This window comes from Synechococcus sp. PROS-9-1, from assembly GCF_014279775.1.
Lineage (GTDB): Bacteria > Cyanobacteriota > Cyanobacteriia > PCC-6307 > Cyanobiaceae > Synechococcus_C.
Window position 1 is genome coordinate 1506110 of record NZ_CP047961.1, and the last position, 16106, is coordinate 1522215.

Genomic DNA, 16106 nt, shown 5'->3' on the forward strand with positions numbered 1-16106 from the left:
GACGTGCTCAAAGGGTCAGTTGACAACCGCAACAGGCTGAGAAGGGGGCCAATCACTGGCCAACAAACTGCCGAAGAGGTTCACCCAATGGCTCACAAGGCAAGATTCCAATGCTTCACCACATTCGGCGCTGGAGGCACGTGAATCACCGATCACTCCACTGCTACTTAGGTCACTCGTTAACCAAGCCGTAGGAGCCGCTCCTTCAAGACTCCAGCCAGGCGGAGGAGTAGCGAGAGAGGAGGGCTGGCGATGATCACCATCGACAGGCCGTGCCTCCCCCACCAACTGCGGCTCAAGAGCAAGCATCAAACTTGTCTCAGCCTGAGCAGCATGCAATCCGCCCCGTAGCTCATCCCCAGGGATCAACGCATCCAAACCGGGAACACCACTCCACAAGAAGCAGGGAAGAATCGCCATCGATGGCGCTTGAGCACGCAGTTCCCTAGCCGCAGCCTGCAGCAATCCAATCTGTCCCCCATGGGCGTTGAACAGCACCAAGCGCTTCACCCCTTGAGCAGATAACTGGGTGCCCACCTCGATGATCAGCTGAGTCAACAATCCCGAGGACAAGCTCAAAGTTCCAGGAAAGCCTGAATGCTCTGGAGAGAACCCGATGGATTGTGAGGGAAGACTCCAAATCGGGGCGTTTGGCGCGAGCTCTGACAGCACAGAGGACAGAATCCGCTCAGAAAACAAGGTGTCTGTGGCAAGTGGGAGATGGGGGCCATGTTGTTCAAAAGCTCCCATCGGCCAAACCACGGTGGAACGGGATTGCTGCAAGGCCTTCTCCGCCTCTGGCCAACTCAGCCTGTCCAAGCGCCGTGTCGTTGAAAGACCCAAGTGAGCTTGTGCAGTCATGAGCCGACAGGCCTCCCATTTCCTGCCAGACTGGCTTATCGAGGATATTGAGACCCATGGCGGGATCAGAAAGCCAACATTCCCTAGACAGCAAGGGACAAATCCCGGCAGCGCAGCCGCCGCGCAAACCGTTGCAGGTCATGCATATCAGCCGCAAAGACGAACAGGACCGCCTCCATCGTGAGGCGGAAGAAGCACGGGCGGCCGCAGACGCGGCGATGGCACGGGCAGTTGAATTAGAGCAGGCTGCGCAAAGAGCTCAGAACACAACGGCTAGACCTCCAACAGCCCCAGCCACGACGGCTAAGCCATCGGCAGTTGACGACGACGATGCTCGCTTTGGGACCGACGAGCTCAGTGGCATGAGCATGGCCGATCTACTCGGCCCATCCGATTCGAAGAGAAAGTCTTCGACGTCCAGTTCAGGTCCTGCCCAAACCTCAACTCGAAGCGTGGACGACTTTGACTTTGATGAAGGTGCTTTCTTAGCCGCCCTCGACGCCAACGAACCTGTGGGCACCACAGGGGAAGTGGTGACGGGAACAGTGATCGGGATGGAAAGCGATGGTGTTTATGTCGACATCGGCGGCAAAGCTCCTGGGTTTATGCCCAAGAGCGAATGTGGTCTCGGAGTGATCACCAACCTGAAGGAAAGATTCCCCAAGGGGCTCGAAATTGAAGTCTTGGTGACGCGCGAACAAAATGCTGATGGGATGGTCACCATCAGCTGCCGCGCGCTCGCCTTACGTCAGAGCTGGGACAAGGTGAAACAGCTTGAGAAAGAGGGCAGGGTCTCTCAAGTCAAAGTCACCGGTTTCAACCGTGGTGGTGTGACCTGCGATTTAGAAGGATTACGAGGCTTTATCCCCCGTTCGCAATTGCAGGACGGTGAAAACCATGAAGCTTTGGTGGGCAAAACCTTGGGTGTGGCCTTCCTCGAGGTCAATTCTGAAACGCGAAAATTGGTCCTTTCTGAGAAGAGAGCAGCCACTGCCGCTCGGTTCACAGAACTAGAGATTGGACAATTGGTGGAAGGTCATGTGGCGGCCATCAAGCCCTATGGACTGTTCGTGGATCTCGGAGGGATCAGCGGACTTCTGCATCAATCAGCGATTACCGGAGGCAGCATGCGGTCGATGCGTGAAATTTTTGATCAAGGCGACGCTGTAAAAGCGTTAATTACGGATTTAGATCCTGGTCGCGGTCGAATCGCCCTAAATACCGCAATGCTGGAAGGACAGCCTGGTGAATTACTTGTCGATAAAGACAAAGTGATGGCAGAAGCAACCGATCGAGCCAATAGGGCTCGTAACGTCTTGAAGCAACAGGAACAATCAGCTGGATGATCTCCGCCGAACAGATTCAGAACGATGCGAGTGAACGTTCAAGCGGGATCCTTTTAAGCGACTGGGAACTCGATTTCTATTCCAGACCCATCCTTGAACCTGATGGCAAAAAACGTTGGGAGCTGCTGATCATCAGCTCCCCCTGCGAAGGAACGACTGCAAGTTTTCGCTTCGAAAAACGTTGCCCAGCTGGCAGCGTGAATTCCACCTGGTTAACCGACGCTCTCTCGGAAGCCATTGCGGCTGCCCAACAGCAAGGCTGGTCAGTGCCTCGCAAGCTGCGTTCGTGGAGAAGCTCAATGCGCACCATGATTCAGAGGGCTGCGTCTGAACTGGGTCTCGAGATGGTTCCAAGCCGTCGCACCTACGCCTTGCTCGATTGGATCGCTGAGCGCGAAGAAGATCTCTACCCCAATGAAGAGGGGTATATGGCAGGACCTCTTGCTCCCCCGCCAGTACCGGTCAGCACGCCTCCTCGTCCCCTACCAGAGTCGGTTCGGGGTGATAGCTGGAATTGGGCCGAACTTCCCGCTTCAGCCTTGCGAGAAGCCGCCGGATGGCCCATCGGATTCCGAGGCCTGCTCCCCGTTCCCACCACGATTCACGATGACCAAGTCATCCCAGGATTACGCCTGTTCAGCAAAACCAGGGGATTAGCCCTGGCTGGTCTCCTTGGTGGGATTGAACCTGTTCGCCTCAGGGTGAGCGGCACCCAACTTCTCCTGGAGGCTGGTCAGGATGACTGCTGGCTCGTGAGCGATCTCAGCGCCGAGGAAGCCACGCACGTTTCAGCACTGTTGACACAGGCTTCTGAGCACGCTGACGGGTTGCAGTTCATCGCTGTTCAAACCTCACCAGATGCTGAGCGTTTTGAAGGGTTTTGGATGCTGCGGAATCAAGCAGAACCATGACTGCTACTGCCGATCCGTTCCGCCAGCCCGACAATCTGTTCAACACTCTTGAACATTGGACATGGGTGGGCTGCTACGGCGGTTATTACCTCACCTCGGACGCGATGCAGTCCGCAGGCTTCGAGCATGGATTTTTCACCCGTCTTTGGGACAACCGCGGGCCGGATGTCTTAGCGGCCTATCTATCTGCGGGAGTGAGTGTCCATCGCCCCCAACAAGTTCACGGAAACCAAGTTCTGAATGCTGAAGAAGCGATCGGTTCTCCCTGGCCTGATGCCGACGGTTTAGTCAGCGACCGTGGTGGCCAAAGTCTGTGGGTTTGCGGTGCCGATTGCACCCCCGTTCTTCTTGCAGACCCCACCAGCGGCCACGTTGCTGCTTGTCATGCAGGCTGGCGAGGGGTCGCCAGTGGCATTCTTCCTGCTGCAGTAAGGCGTTTAGCCACACGAGGAGCAAAGCCAGAACAGCTGATTGTCGCCCTAGGCCCAGCGGTCAGTGGGAGGTCCTATCAGGTCGAGACCGATGTAGCAGAGCAGGTAGGACAAGCTCTCCATTCCGATCGATCTCTAGGGCTCACCGAATTGGAAGCCCTTGGCATCCTTCTGCCCGATCCAGCCCCCAACAAGTATCGCCTCGATATTCGTCTGGCCGCCCGAGAGCAGCTGCAAGGCTGCGGAATACCAGAGCAACAGATCAATCTCTGCCCTCTCTGCACCATTTCAGAGCCGAGCCTGTTCCACTCCTCGCGTCGCGATCAGGTGAAGGCGGTGCAGTGGAGCGGAATCGTTGGTCAAGCTGCGGACTCCTCACAGTGAGGCACCCAGCCGCAAGCCCACGGCCTCTGCTACTCGTATCCCATCAATCGCTGCGGACAGGATCCCCCCCGCGTAGCCAGCCCCTTCGCCAGCAGGCGTGAGACCCAACGTATTGATCGACTCGAACTGTTCGTCTCGAGGAATGCGAAGGGGTGACGATGTGCGCGTTTCTACTGCTGTTAACAACGCATCGGGATGGTCATACCCCTTAATGCGACGAGCAAAATAAGGCAAAGCCTCTTGCAATGCCGCCACCATTGGCGTCGGGAGAAGGCTACGTAAATCACTTGGTGACACACCAGGTTGATAAGAAGCGCCGATTGCACCAAGTTCCGTTGTGGACCGTCCAGCCAAAAAGTCCTGGAGCCGCTGCACTGGAGCGCTGTAATCAGCCCCCCCGAGAACAAACGCTTTATGTTCCAGCGCACGCTGGAACGCAAGTCCAGCCAAAGGATCCCCTGGCCAGGCGGCATAGGCCGCCAGGTCCTGCTCATCCACAGGAACAACCAATGCTGCGTTGGCATTGCGCTCATTGCGTGAATGCTGGCTCATGCCATTGGTGACAACCCGGCCCTTCTCAGAGGTTGCTCCAACCACCAATCCGCCAGGGCACATACAAAAGCTGTAAACACAACGGCCATTTTCAGCATGGTGAACGAGCTTGTATTCCGCCGCCCCGAGGAGTGGATGTCCTGCGTTCTGCCCCCAGCGAGCTTCATCGACCAAGGCCTGAGGATGTTCAATACGAAATCCGACCGCAAACGGCTTAGCTTCAAGAGCGACTCCAGCCTCCTGAAGCATCTGGAAGCTGTCTCGTGCTGAATGCCCTGGAGCGAACACCACTTGACGGCAGGGCAATGAAGTCCCATCCGACAAGCACAGGCCAACCACTTGCTGGGACTTACCTGAAGGATGAGATCCAGCGCAGGGTTCCAGCAAGAGCTGATCCACTCGACTGCTGAAACGAACCTCCCCACCGAGCGCCTCGATTTTGGCCCGCAGCCCCCTCACCACCGTGGCCAGTTTGAAGGTGCCGATATGGGGTCGGTGCTGCGTGAGAATCTCACGATTCGCACCACAGGCCACCAGTTCTTCCAGGACTTTGCAGCCGTAATGATCAGGATCACTGACCTGGCTGTAGAGCTTCCCATCCGAGAATGTTCCGGCACCGCCCTCGCCAAACTGGGCATTGGATTCCGGATTGAACTCAGCCGTTCGGCGCCAAAATCCAAACGTATCGGCCGTTCTTTGTTTCACGGGCTGTCCCCGTTCCAGCAACAACGGACGAAACCCCATCTGAGCCAGAAGGAGAGCGGCAAAATAACCACAGGGACCAGCTCCGACCACCACAGGCCGCTGCTCGGAGTCCCCGCCGATCCCCTCAGGAGCCTGAGCGACATATCGATAGTGGGTGTTTGGGGTTAGACGAATTCTTCGATCGCCGTGCCTGCGCCGCAACAGCTCTGCTTCTCCATCCACTGCTACATCCACGGAATAAATCAGCTGAATGCGATCGCGGCGACGGGCATCAACACTCCGCTTCACCAACTGAGAATGCAGCAGCCGAGCCGGTGGAATCTTCAGGCAACGCAGAACCGCTTGCTCCAGATCATCAGGGCCGTGATCCAAAGGAAGACGGAGTTCACTAAGACGCAACACCGGCTTTAAAGGCTCCTGTCATGGTTAGGCCCCGACTGCGTAGGGGGCATGAGAGAACGGCTCTTTTTCAAAACTTAGGAAGATGGATCCGTTTCGTCCTCTTTTGTCTCAGGATTTGTTGATGGGATCAACAGGGCAAGCAAACCTGCAGCCAACAGCAACCCGCCAAGTCCTAGGGCGAGAGATTGATTCTCTCCTGGCACATCACCCCAGACCGCTGTACTAAAAAAAGCAGCTGATAGAAGCAAACAGGGCACCATCACGATGCCGGCTGCGAAGCGATTTTTTTCCATTTCAGCCTTCGCTACAACTTTGCGTGGCTAAACCAGTGGTCACCAATGAAAGTCCAAGATCCTGATCGGTATCTAGAGGGGTAACGCGGGCAATCAGAACACCATCTTCATTTCCCTCTGGACGAAGGTTCACCCGTTTGCGTCGAGGCACTGCTTTTTTTAAAAGATCAACAGCAGCTTGTTCATTGGCAGGATCGACTGCGACACAAGCCAAACGAACGCTGTAATTGCGGTTGCGATCTCCAATCTGAAGAAGAGTGGACGAACGCACTTGCAACACTTCTGCTGCCATGGATGGCAATGGTGAAGCCAACATCACGACCAACAGAATCAGCAGACTGGAACAAAAACGGATGAGAGCTCCGCTGCGCAAACGGGGCAAAAATGATGATCGCTGGCTGTGATTCTGAAACAGTCCGGACAAGTTCATCTTGAATCCTGGGCCAACTCAGGATGGGAGGGAAGACCAACCATCTGCGCATTACTGGCTCCTGGTGGAACCATTGGATAACAATTCTCACCGCGTCTAACGTGAACATCAATCAGGGTCGGACGAGGTGACTCAAACGCTTCACTGAGCTTGCTGTGCAGATCATCTCGTTCGGTGATCTTGACTCCATCAACACCAAAAGCCCTGGCTAATGCACTGAAATCAGGCATGCCTTTGAGCATGTCGGATGCTGAATATCGCTCGTCATAAAAGCTTTCCTGCCACTGCCGAACCATTCCCTGCCAGTGGTTATTCACAATCACAACTTTCACAGGAAGTGAATACTGAGCAAGGGTTCCGAGTTCCTGAATGTTCATCAGGATGCTTGCATCACCAGCAATGCAAACCACTTTCTGATCCGGGAACGCCACCTGAGCCCCGAGAGCCGCTGGCATTCCAAATCCCATGGTTCCCAATCCCGCGCTGCTGATCCAACAACGCGGCCCGTTTCGCAAGTACTGCGCAGCCCACATCTGATGTTGGCCTACATCGGTCGTGATGATGGCGTCACTGGCCAGATCACGGACAGCCAACAGCACTTCTTGCGGAAAGATCGCTCCTTCCTTGGCAGGGATGGTGAGCGGGTAAAGCGTCTTCCAAGTCTTGATTTGTTCCAGCCAAGACGAGGTCGTCAACTCGGCGGAATGCTGGAGACTCTGATCAACAAGTTGAGCAAGACTTAAACCCAAATCACCCAGCACGACCACATCTGGGCGTCGGTTTTTACCAACCTCCGCAGGGTCAATCTCAAAATGAATGACCTTGGCCTTGGGAGCAAACGTGTCGAGCTTGCCCGTCACACGGTCATCAAAACGAGCACCAACAGCGATCAACAGATCGCAGTCTGTGACTGCGAAGTTGGCATACGCCGTTCCATGCATCCCAAGCATGCCTAAGGCGAGTGGATGATTCTCATCAAAAGCTCCCTTCCCCATCAACGTGGTGGTCACAGGGATCTGGAAGCGCTCAGCCAAGACTTGGAGGCTGTCATGGGCACCTGCGCTTACTGCACCACCTCCGACGTAAAAGAGAGGACGGCTCGACTCACGAATCAAGGCAAGAGCATCAGTAACCGCGTGAACCGCAGGCTTAGCAGGCTGCCTGAACCCAGGCGGTTGGATCGATCCTGGTTGAACTGGGATGTAATCGAATTCTTCTTGACCTACATCTTTAGGGATATCTATCAACACTGGCCCAGGGCGTCCTGATGAGGCGATCAGGAACGCTTGAGCCACCACGGAAGCGAGATCGGCTGGGTCACGAACCACCCAGGAGTGTTTCACGATTGGCAACGTAATGCCAAAAATATCTGTTTCCTGAAAAGCATCAGTCCCGATCGCAGGTCTAGGGACTTGCCCTGTGATGACCACCATTGGGACAGAATCCATTTGGGCCGTGGCAATGCCCGTGACCAGGTTGGTGGCACCAGGGCCAGACGTTCCAAAACAGACGCCAACCCGACCAGTGGCACGAGCATAGGCATCCGCAGCATGAGTGCCACCCTGCTCATGACGCACCAAAATGTGCTTTAGCCAGCCTTCGCTTTCGGCGATGTGCAGAGCGTCGTAGATCGGCAGGATCGCACCGCCCGGATAGCCAAAAATGGTGTCAACGCCATGGAGCCTGAGGGCATTCATCAAGGCGTGGGCGCCGGTGATACGGCGTTGACCGTTCCAATCCAACGCATCCGCGGCCGTGGGAACGGATGTCAGGGTCACGGCTGCCTCATAAGGATCTGACCCTAAAGATTAAGTGGCCATCTCGCCGATTGGCACTGTTTAAAGCAAACCAACAGCATGCAGTGGGCCATGGCCGCTGATCAGCTCGAGAAGGAAGGCGGAAAAACCAATCATGGCCAAGCGTCCATTCCACACTTCAGAGCTGTTATTCCAACCCCACTCCCACTTCTCCTGGGGATAGAGCTTCACGGTGGTGGGAAGTTCGGCCGCCTGGTCGAGATTCACTTCAGGGCCCTCAAGGCTGGCCACGACTAAATCAGCCAATCCAGCAATAAAGGGCGGGTAGGTGTCCAGAGCCCTAACGCGTCGGAAATTCACGACACCTGATTCAGTGGCGAGTTCGCGGTATTCGATGTCAATTTCCTCGAGCGTTTCAATGTGCTCACTCACAAAGCTGATGGGGACCACCACTAGATCTTGCGTCTTCGCCCGGCCGAGTTCTTCGAGGGCCTCCTCGGTATAGGGCTTCAGCCATTCCACCGGCCCAACTCGGCTCTGATAGGCCAGGGTATGGGGATTGGAGTGGCCAACAATGGTCTCCAATTCAGCCATAATCAGAGCCGCGCAAGCTTGAATCTCCTGCTGATAGGGATCGCCGGCCTCTTCCACATAGCTCTTCGGCACGCCATGGGCACTGAAAAAGATATGGGCTTTTTCGACGTCGTCACTGGCGCGAACTTGTTCGGCGATGAGTTCTGCCATCGAGCGCACATAGCCTGGATGGTCGTACCAACTGCGAATACAGCGCAAAGGCAACGCCTCAAAGCGTTCGTCCATTTGCCGAAGGCGTTGGAGCTCGCGGAAGCTCGAGCCGCTGGTACTAATCGAAAAATGGGGATAGAGGGGAAGAACGACAACTTCATCAATGCCGTCAGCCTTGATGTCAGCCACGGCCGACTCAGTAAACGGGTGCCAATAGCGCATCGCCACATAGCTGGTGGCGTCCACCCCACGCTGGCGCAGAAGACTCTGGAGCTCTCTTGCTTGCTGCTCAGTGATTCGGCGAAGAGGCGAGCCTCCTCCAATTGAGCGATACGCCTCCTGCGACTTACTACTACGCAACGTGCTGATCAACCAAGCCAGGGGTTTTTGCAGGATCGGATTGGGCAGCCGAATAATTTCTGGATCTGCAAACAGGTTGTACAGAAAGGGGCCAACATCCTGAATCCGTTCTGGACCACCCAGATTGAGCAGAAGAATGCCAACCCGAGCCATGGAAGTTTCTTTGTCCTAAGGGGTTGAGCGTAACTCCCATCAACGTCATGGTGACGCTGTCTTTACAGGGTCATGAACTTCAACACCGCGATCGTGGCCGCCAATACGGCCTTGGCCGAGCAGGGCTGTGGTCTTCGTGTGGAGCGACGAGGGCAAAAACTCAATCTGCGTGGACGGCTGCCATGCCGTCAGCAACCCAACCAATGGAAAACCCAGCGCCTGAGTCTTGGACTCCTGGCCGACCTGAATGGGTTGAAAGAGGCTCAGCGCATCGTGCAGCTTGTGGAGCTGCAATTACAGCGACAACTTTTTGCATGGGACCAGTGGTTACCGAAGCAAAAAATTCAGCAATACAACACTCCACAAGGCGAATCAACCTCAGTGACCCACCCCCTGGATCGCGATCTGGAGACGTTCAAGACAGCATTCTTTGCCGACCCCCGTCGTCGTCGCTCCCCAGCTGGTAGCCGCACCACTTGGAGCGGGGCGTACCAGCCCTACCTGCGCCGCCTTAAGGCCTTGGCTCTTGAACAACACTCGTTGCTCACTCCTGACTTATTACTGCTGACGCTGAACAGCTATCCCGATGGAAGCCGAAGCCGCCAACAGTGTTCCACTGCCCTAGGGGCACTCGCCCGTCATCAAAACCTGCCCCTTCCGGATGCATGGCGTGCAGAGGCGGGGGGATACGGCCTGCACCGCGCTCGTTTTAGGCAGTTACCCAGCGATCCGCAAATTTTGGAGGCCATGCTGCGCATTCCTAATCCGGGTTGGCGACTTGTTTACGGACTGATGGCCACCTATGGGCTGCGCAACCATGAAGTGTTTTTCACGGATGTTTCGGCGTTAGCGGATGGAGGAGACAGGGTCATCCGCGTTCTTCCCACCACCAAAACCGGTGAGCATCAGGTTTGGCCCTTCCATCCGGAATGGGTGGATCGCTTCAACTTGACGCATCTCGCCTCGAACGCCGCGGCCCTCCCTCCGGTTTGCACCGATCTCCGCCACACCACACTCCAACAAGTCGGACGGCGGGTTGCAGAGCAGTTCAGGAGGTACGACGTTCCCCTCACGCCCTACGACCTTCGCCATGCCTGGGCCGTTCGCACCATCCACATCGGACTTCCCGATACCGTGGCCGCCAGGATGATGGGACATTCCGTGGCGATTCATACCCGCACCTATCACCACTGGATCACCAGGCGAGATCAGCAACAGGCCGTCGATGCAGCATTAGCCAGGAGAGAAGCCTGATGACATCACCTCTTCGCCAACTGGCCTACCGCCATCGTTGGATCTATGACACCGTCACAGGGATCTCTGCACTGAGTGTTGGAGGTGTCGATCAACTGCGCAGCCTTGGGCTTTTAGCGCTCGATCCTGTTCTGCCAAGGGGGGCCAAGGTGCTCGACTTTTGCTGCGGTTCGGGAGAAGCGGCAGCGCCATGGATCGAAGCAGGGTTTCAGGTCACCGGTCTTGATGTCTCACCCAAGGTTCTGGAACTCGCCGCAACCCGTCATCCACTCCTCACTTGCATTGAGGGGCTGGCAGAAGATCCGCCCTGTGCGCCAGCCAGCTTTGATGCCATTCAAATCAGCCTTGCGCTGCATGAATTTCCTCGAGCCGAGCGGCATCAAGTGTTGTTGTCCTGTTTGAGATTGCTGAAACCAGGTGGCTGGCTCGTTGTTGTTGATCTCCACCCTGCTGGTCCTCTCCTGCAACTCCCCCAACAACTGTTCTGCGCATTGTTTGAGACAGAAACTGCGATTGCTTTGCTTGAGGACAACATCCCCAAGCAATTGCAGGAGATCGGCTTCACCACTGTTGAGCAGGCTGTTCTGGCCGGGTCTGCTCTCCAGCGCATCACAGCGCGCTGCCCCTCCAGCGGCATGCTGGAGGCAACTGGGGAGATGTCATGAGCTCGGATCAAACGTCAGCCGGAAAGCCATCGCCTGCGGACCCATCATCGTTGGACCGATCGGCCGAATCTCTTGGCATGGGAGGCGATTTAGCCCCAGAGAAAGACGCCGATGCATACCGAAAGCGCATGGCACGCCGTCAGGACGTGCAGCGACAACGGGTCTCAGAGAGACGTATTGAAAAGGGATTGGTCTTGGTCTTCACCGGCCACGGCAAGGGAAAGACCACTGCGTCTCTTGGCTTGGCCTTGCGGACCCTGGGTCACGGACACCAGGTTGCCGTTGTCCAATTCATCAAAGGAGGTTGGGAGCCTGGAGAAGCCAAAGCACTCAAAGCCTTTGGAGACGCCTTGAGTTGGCATGCACTCGGAGAGGGTTTCACCTGGGAAACCCAAGATCGTGAGCGTGATCGTCAGCTGGTGCAAGCAGCTTGGGATACCTCGCTCGCTTACCTCAGAGACCCCAAACAAAAACTTGTCGTGCTGGACGAAGTGAATGTGGCGTTAAAACTTGGCTATCTCGAACTGGATCAAGTCCTGCAAGGCCTTGATGAGCGGCCTGAACTTACGCACGTCGCCCTCACTGGCAGGGGAGCTCCGGAAGGGCTGATCCAAAGAGCCGATTTGGTCACGGAAATGTCCCTCATCAAGCACCCCTTCCGGGAACAAGGGGTCAAAGCACAGCAAGGCATTGAGTTCTGAAGAGACCGTGTTCTGATCGCTGCATCCCAGCGATCAGGCTGCCTTGCGCACCGATGCGACAGGGCAACATCAGAGAGGTATCAGCTTTCGCGAACTCCCAAGAACAGCCTTGCTACTGTCCTAAAGATAAGGATATTGAATGGCCTACGCGCGTGCCCTCCTGAAGCTCAGCGGTGAAGCGCTGATGGGCAATCAGGGCTACGGAATTGATCCAGAAATTGTTTCGGCCATCGCTGCAGATGTTGCCAAAGTTGTAGCCACTGGCACGCAATTGGCGATTGTCGTCGGCGGCGGGAACATTTTCAGAGGGCTGAAAGGTTCAGCCGCAGGAATGGATCGCGCCACCGCCGACTACGTCGGCATGCTCGCCACGGTGATGAATGCCATCACCCTGCAGGACGGACTTGAGCGAGCCGGCATTGCCACCCGAGTCCAGACCGCTATTGAAATGCAAGAAGTGGCTGAGCCTTACATCCGCAGGCGCGCGATGCGACATCTAGAGAAGGGCAGGGTGGTCGTGTTTGGAGCAGGTTGTGGCAATCCGTTCTTCACCACCGACACCACGGCTGCTTTACGCGCAGCCGAAATCAGCGCTGATGTGGTGTTCAAAGCCACCAAGGTTGACGGTGTGTATGACAAAGATCCGCATCAATTCCCGGATGCCGTCCGCTACGACTCTTTGACCTTCCAACAGGTGCTCAGCGGAGAACTTGCCGTGATGGATAGCACTGCCATCGCTCTTTGCAAAGACAACAACATCCCGATTGTTGTCTTCAATTTGTTTGAACCTGGCAACATCGGCAGAGCCGTGGCCGGTGAGCCCATCGGTTCTCGTATCAGCAACTAGTCATCGTCATGTCGAACTCCGATCTCGAAGCCAACATGCGCAAGTCGGTGGAAGCCACCCAGCGCAACTTCAACACCATCCGCACGGGACGCGCCAATCCCTCGTTATTGGATCGAATCAATGTCGAGTACTACGGCGCTGACACACCCCTGAAATCACTCGCCAGTCTCTCCACTCCCGATTCGCAAACGATTGCCGTTCAACCCTTCGATATGGGATCCCTGACGCTGATCGAAAAAGCAATTGCCACCAGTGACTTGGGATTCACGCCCAACAACGATGGCAAGGTCATTCGCATCAATGTGCCACCGCTCACAGAAGAGCGCCGAAAAGAGTTCTGCAAACTTGCCGCAAAGTATTCAGAGGAGGGCAAGGTGGCATTGCGCAGCGTGCGACGTGACGCCATCGACAAAATCAAGAAACAAGAGAAGGAGGGAGATCTTTCAGAGGATCAAAGCCGAGATGAGCAAGATCAAATTCAGAAAACAACCGATCGTTTCATCGCAGAACTTGAAAAACATTTAGCAAATAAAGAGGTTGAAATCCTCAAGGTTTGAGCAGCACTGACGTTGCTGTCATCGGGGCCGGTGCAGCCGGCTCCAGCGCAGCCTTTCATCTCGCCCGATTAGGACATCGCGTCACCGTCCTTGAACGCGAGCGATCAGAGAGGGTCAAACCATGCGGTGGTGGGATGGCGGCCTCCGTTCAGCAGTGGTTCCCCTTCAACTTGCAACCAGCCGTTGATGACGTCATCCAACAGGTGGATTTCAGCTGGTGTCTCACTGATCCTGTGGTCGCTGAGCTTCCAGGCTCTGCACCCTTCTGGATCGTCAAGCGTGAGCGGCTCGATGCACTCTTGTTGGAGCAAGCGATTGCTTTAGGGGCAGAGCTGCGGCGGCCCTTCGAGGTCGAGGACCTTCAACAGGATGAAAGCCATTGGCTTGTACGCAGCAAGGACGGGGAGGTGATCGAGGCCAGAGCCGTAGTTCTGGCTGATGGCTCAGGTTCTCCCTGGCCAACACGCTTGGGGATCGGCCCTCGATCTCTGCACATGGCCAAGACGCTTTCTGTTCGCCTCGAAGGAATGGGAACCTTGCAACCTGGTACAGCCAGGTTTGAATTTGGGCTCGTCCACCATGGTTTCGCCTGGGCGTTTCCACTGGCAAACGGCATCAATGTGGGAGTGGGCACGTTTATTGGACGTCGGGTCAGTGATGCGGACGCCGTGCTCAAACAACTCCTACCGGATCTGGGGTTTTCCTCCACAGACGGGCTGCGACAAAACGCGGATTTAAGAGTTTGGAATGGGCACACACCCCTCCACAGCAAAGGGATCGTGGCGGTAGGTGATGCCGCATCGCTCTGCGACCCCTTTCTTGCCGAAGGCCTCAGGCCATCGCTGATGAGCGGCTGCGAAGCAGCAGCAAGTCTCGATTCATGGCTCAACGGGACTCAGCCTGACCTTTCCAACTACACAAAACGCATGCGCGAACGCTGGGGTGATTCGATGGCTTGGGGTCGTCGCATTGCCCAAGTGTTTTATCGCTTTCCGAAAGTGGGCTATCAACTCGGAATCAAGCGCCCCACTGCGCCGCAGCGCATTGCCCAAATTCTCTCTGGTGAGATGGGATACGGGGACATCGCCCAGAGGGTCATCCGCCGCTTGATGCTGCAAAGGGGTTAGAGATCAAGGGTGAGCTGTTGGGAATCATCAGGCGCAGGGTTACGCCGTCGTCGACGGCGACCCTGGCCCGTGGGCGCTAAGCCTGAACGTCTCGACCCATGGCGCTGATGAATTCCATCGGCAATGGCAGAAAACCCAGAGCGCTCCCTGATCGCCCAAATCCTCTGCTTCGCCTCCCTGGCCGCAAGCGCAGGTTCCACCACGGGCAGGGGATAGTCCACTCCAAGCATGAGTCCTGCTTGTCGTTGCGCTGCCATCGACAACTTCCAGGGCTCATGCACGTAGACATCTGGAACCAGCTGGAGTTCAGGCAGCCAAGTGCGAATGAATTCGCCCTTCAAGTCATGGTCTTGCCCCTGCTTGATCGGGTTGTAAACCCGCACAGCATTGATGGCTGTGCTGCCTGACTGCATCTGGCACTGGCTCCAATGGATTCCGGGCTCATAGTCCACAAACTGTCGCGCTAAATGAAGTCCGCTATCCCGCCACGGCAACCAGAGGTGGTAGCTGGCAAATGACATCAACATCGCTCGCATCCTGAAGTTGATCCAACCGTGGGCCCGCAATGCGCGCATGCAGGCATCGACGAAAGGAACTCCAGTGCGTCCCTCCGCCCAGGCGGCGAGTCGCTCATCATCCGCGCAGCGCACCCCGCGCATGAACGGATGAAAATCTTCGAATTCAATCGCTGGCTGGGTTTCAAGCTTTTGGATGAAGTGGCAATGCCAATGCAGGCGTGACTCAAAACTGCTAATTCCACGGCCGCTGAAGCCACGGCTTGTTTGGATCACCTCTCGCATCGAGAGACACCCCCAGGTGAGATAAGCGGAGAGGCGAGAACAACCGGTGAACGCGGTGTTGGGGCTGGAGATGGAGCGTGCGTAGCCGGGCGCGCGATGTTCAAGAAAATCGTCCAGCTCCAGCAATGCCATCGAACGACCACCGCTTTGACGATGCGGACATGGATCGGGTGCCAGCTCCTGATGGGGGCGGGCAGGGATAGTGCCGGCATCGATCCCCTCGATCGATGGCAGTCCCATCGGGGAAGGGGTGATCAGCTCAGCCATCTGCGCTTCCCAGCGTTTAGCCCAACGATTGCGCGACCGCAGCCGGCGGATCACGCCAAATTGGGGAATCTCCTTCCAAGCGATGCCGTGCTGCCGGCACCAGAGAGCCACGCGTTGGTCACGCTGATACGTCCAACCATTTCCAGTTTCTTCATGGCTCCAAAGCCCATCAAAACCAAATTGACGATGGGCACGCTCAAACACGTCCAACACATCACCACTGCGCACCAGCAGCGGTTGGCCTAGCTCAGCCAGAGCGAAGCGCAAATCCAGCAACGACTCTCGGCAAAACAACCACTGCCGCTCAGAGACATCTTGCTGCTGCCACAACTCGGGCTCAACGACATATAGAGGCAGCACTGGACCCCTGAGCAAGGCCTGCTGCAAGGGTTGGTGATCTCTCACCCGGAGGTCTCGCTTGAACCAGACAAGCTGGAGCGCCAACGCAGAAGACCCCCCTAGATGCCCGGAGATTGACCCTAACGATTGAATACGGACTCAGCGAGCCGCTGTTGCAAGCCACTGCAATAGAACGCCTTCACTCCAAAGAGCGAGGGCG

16 protein-coding genes are annotated in these 16106 nt (G+C 56.2%); 9 read left to right on the plus strand and 7 right to left on the minus strand.

All coding sequences use genetic code 11. The features are described from left to right. Positions 1-15: 15 nt before the first annotated feature. Positions 16-861 carry a creatininase family protein gene (locus SynPROS91_RS08095; protein WP_186515968.1) on the minus strand — a complete coding sequence of 282 codons (846 nt, stop codon included), beginning with the start codon at positions 859-861 and terminating at the stop codon, positions 16-18. 56 nt (positions 862-917) lie between these two features. Here SynPROS91_RS08095 and SynPROS91_RS08100 point away from each other — a divergent pair, with 56 nt between their 5' ends. Genes SynPROS91_RS08100 through pgeF form a run of 3 tightly spaced genes read left to right on the plus strand, consistent with a single transcriptional unit; the run spans position 918 to position 3933 of the window. Then, the gene (locus SynPROS91_RS08100) at positions 918-2207 is read left to right on the plus strand and encodes a S1 RNA-binding domain-containing protein (RefSeq protein WP_186515969.1); all 1290 of its coding nucleotides are present in this window, start codon (positions 918-920) and stop codon (positions 2205-2207) included. Then, positions 2204-3118, plus strand: a complete 915-nt coding sequence (locus SynPROS91_RS08105; RefSeq protein ID WP_186515970.1) for a Tab2 family RNA-binding protein — start codon at positions 2204-2206, stop codon at positions 3116-3118. The genes SynPROS91_RS08100 and SynPROS91_RS08105 overlap by 4 nt, the downstream gene beginning before the upstream one ends. Next, on the plus strand, positions 3115-3933 hold the full coding sequence (pgeF, locus tag SynPROS91_RS08110) for a peptidoglycan editing factor PgeF (protein WP_186515971.1): 819 nt from the start codon (positions 3115-3117) through the stop codon (positions 3931-3933). Before SynPROS91_RS08105 ends, pgeF begins: the two co-directional genes overlap by 4 nt. Here the strand turns inward: pgeF and SynPROS91_RS08115 are convergent. From SynPROS91_RS08115 to hemH, 5 genes are all read right to left on the minus strand, one after another. Then, the gene (locus tag SynPROS91_RS08115) at positions 3925-5592 is read right to left on the minus strand and encodes an NAD(P)/FAD-dependent oxidoreductase (RefSeq protein ID WP_186515972.1); all 1668 of its coding nucleotides are present in this window, start codon (positions 5590-5592) and stop codon (positions 3925-3927) included. The two genes, pgeF and SynPROS91_RS08115, sit on opposite strands and share 9 nt — an antisense overlap. Positions 5593-5666: 74 nt before the next feature. Then, positions 5667-5885 (minus strand): GIVxVP protein, encoded by a 219-nt coding sequence (locus SynPROS91_RS08120; protein ID WP_186515973.1) that lies wholly within the window; start codon positions 5883-5885, stop codon positions 5667-5669. Position 5886: 1 nt separating this feature from the next. Further along, positions 5887-6315, minus strand: a complete 429-nt coding sequence (locus SynPROS91_RS08125; protein WP_186515974.1) for a thermonuclease — start codon at positions 6313-6315, stop codon at positions 5887-5889. Beyond that, on the minus strand, positions 6312-8093 hold the full coding sequence (ilvB, locus tag SynPROS91_RS08130) for a biosynthetic-type acetolactate synthase large subunit (protein WP_186515975.1): 1782 nt from the start codon (positions 8091-8093) through the stop codon (positions 6312-6314). The genes SynPROS91_RS08125 and ilvB overlap by 4 nt, the downstream gene beginning before the upstream one ends. 60 nt (positions 8094-8153) lie before the next feature. Further along, positions 8154-9329 carry a ferrochelatase gene (gene hemH, locus SynPROS91_RS08135; RefSeq protein ID WP_186515976.1) on the minus strand — a complete coding sequence of 392 codons (1176 nt, stop codon included), beginning with the start codon at positions 9327-9329 and terminating at the stop codon, positions 8154-8156. A 72-nt stretch (positions 9330-9401) separates the two neighbouring features. Here hemH and SynPROS91_RS08140 point away from each other — a divergent pair, with 72 nt between their 5' ends. The 6 genes from SynPROS91_RS08140 (at position 9402) to SynPROS91_RS08165 (ending at position 14480) form a co-directional block, all read left to right on the plus strand. Next, positions 9402-10583 (plus strand): site-specific integrase, encoded by a 1182-nt coding sequence (locus tag SynPROS91_RS08140; protein WP_186515977.1) that lies wholly within the window; start codon positions 9402-9404, stop codon positions 10581-10583. After that, entirely contained in the window at positions 10583-11248 is a 666-nt protein-coding gene (locus tag SynPROS91_RS08145) for a class I SAM-dependent methyltransferase (RefSeq protein ID WP_186515978.1), read from the plus strand. The genes SynPROS91_RS08140 and SynPROS91_RS08145 overlap by 1 nt, the downstream gene beginning before the upstream one ends. Next, on the plus strand, positions 11245-11949 hold the full coding sequence (gene cobO / locus SynPROS91_RS08150) for a cob(I)yrinic acid a,c-diamide adenosyltransferase (RefSeq protein WP_186515979.1): 705 nt from the start codon (positions 11245-11247) through the stop codon (positions 11947-11949). The genes SynPROS91_RS08145 and cobO overlap by 4 nt, the downstream gene beginning before the upstream one ends. Positions 11950-12088: 139 nt before the next feature. Continuing rightward, positions 12089-12796, plus strand: a complete 708-nt coding sequence (gene pyrH / locus SynPROS91_RS08155) for a UMP kinase (RefSeq protein WP_186515980.1) — start codon at positions 12089-12091, stop codon at positions 12794-12796. A gap of 8 nt (positions 12797-12804) precedes the next feature. Beyond that, positions 12805-13353, plus strand: a complete 549-nt coding sequence (gene frr / locus SynPROS91_RS08160; protein ID WP_186515981.1) for a ribosome recycling factor — start codon at positions 12805-12807, stop codon at positions 13351-13353. Then, a complete protein-coding gene (locus SynPROS91_RS08165) occupies positions 13350-14480 on the plus strand; it encodes an NAD(P)/FAD-dependent oxidoreductase (protein WP_186515982.1) in 1131 nt (376 codons plus the stop codon). Before frr ends, SynPROS91_RS08165 begins: the two co-directional genes overlap by 4 nt. On the opposite strand, the gene SynPROS91_RS08170 is transcribed toward SynPROS91_RS08165, so the two are convergent. Further along, positions 14477-15991 carry a deoxyribodipyrimidine photo-lyase gene (locus SynPROS91_RS08170; protein ID WP_186515983.1) on the minus strand — a complete coding sequence of 505 codons (1515 nt, stop codon included), beginning with the start codon at positions 15989-15991 and terminating at the stop codon, positions 14477-14479. The genes SynPROS91_RS08165 and SynPROS91_RS08170 overlap by 4 nt on opposite strands. Between the last annotated feature and the right edge of the window lie 115 nt (positions 15992-16106).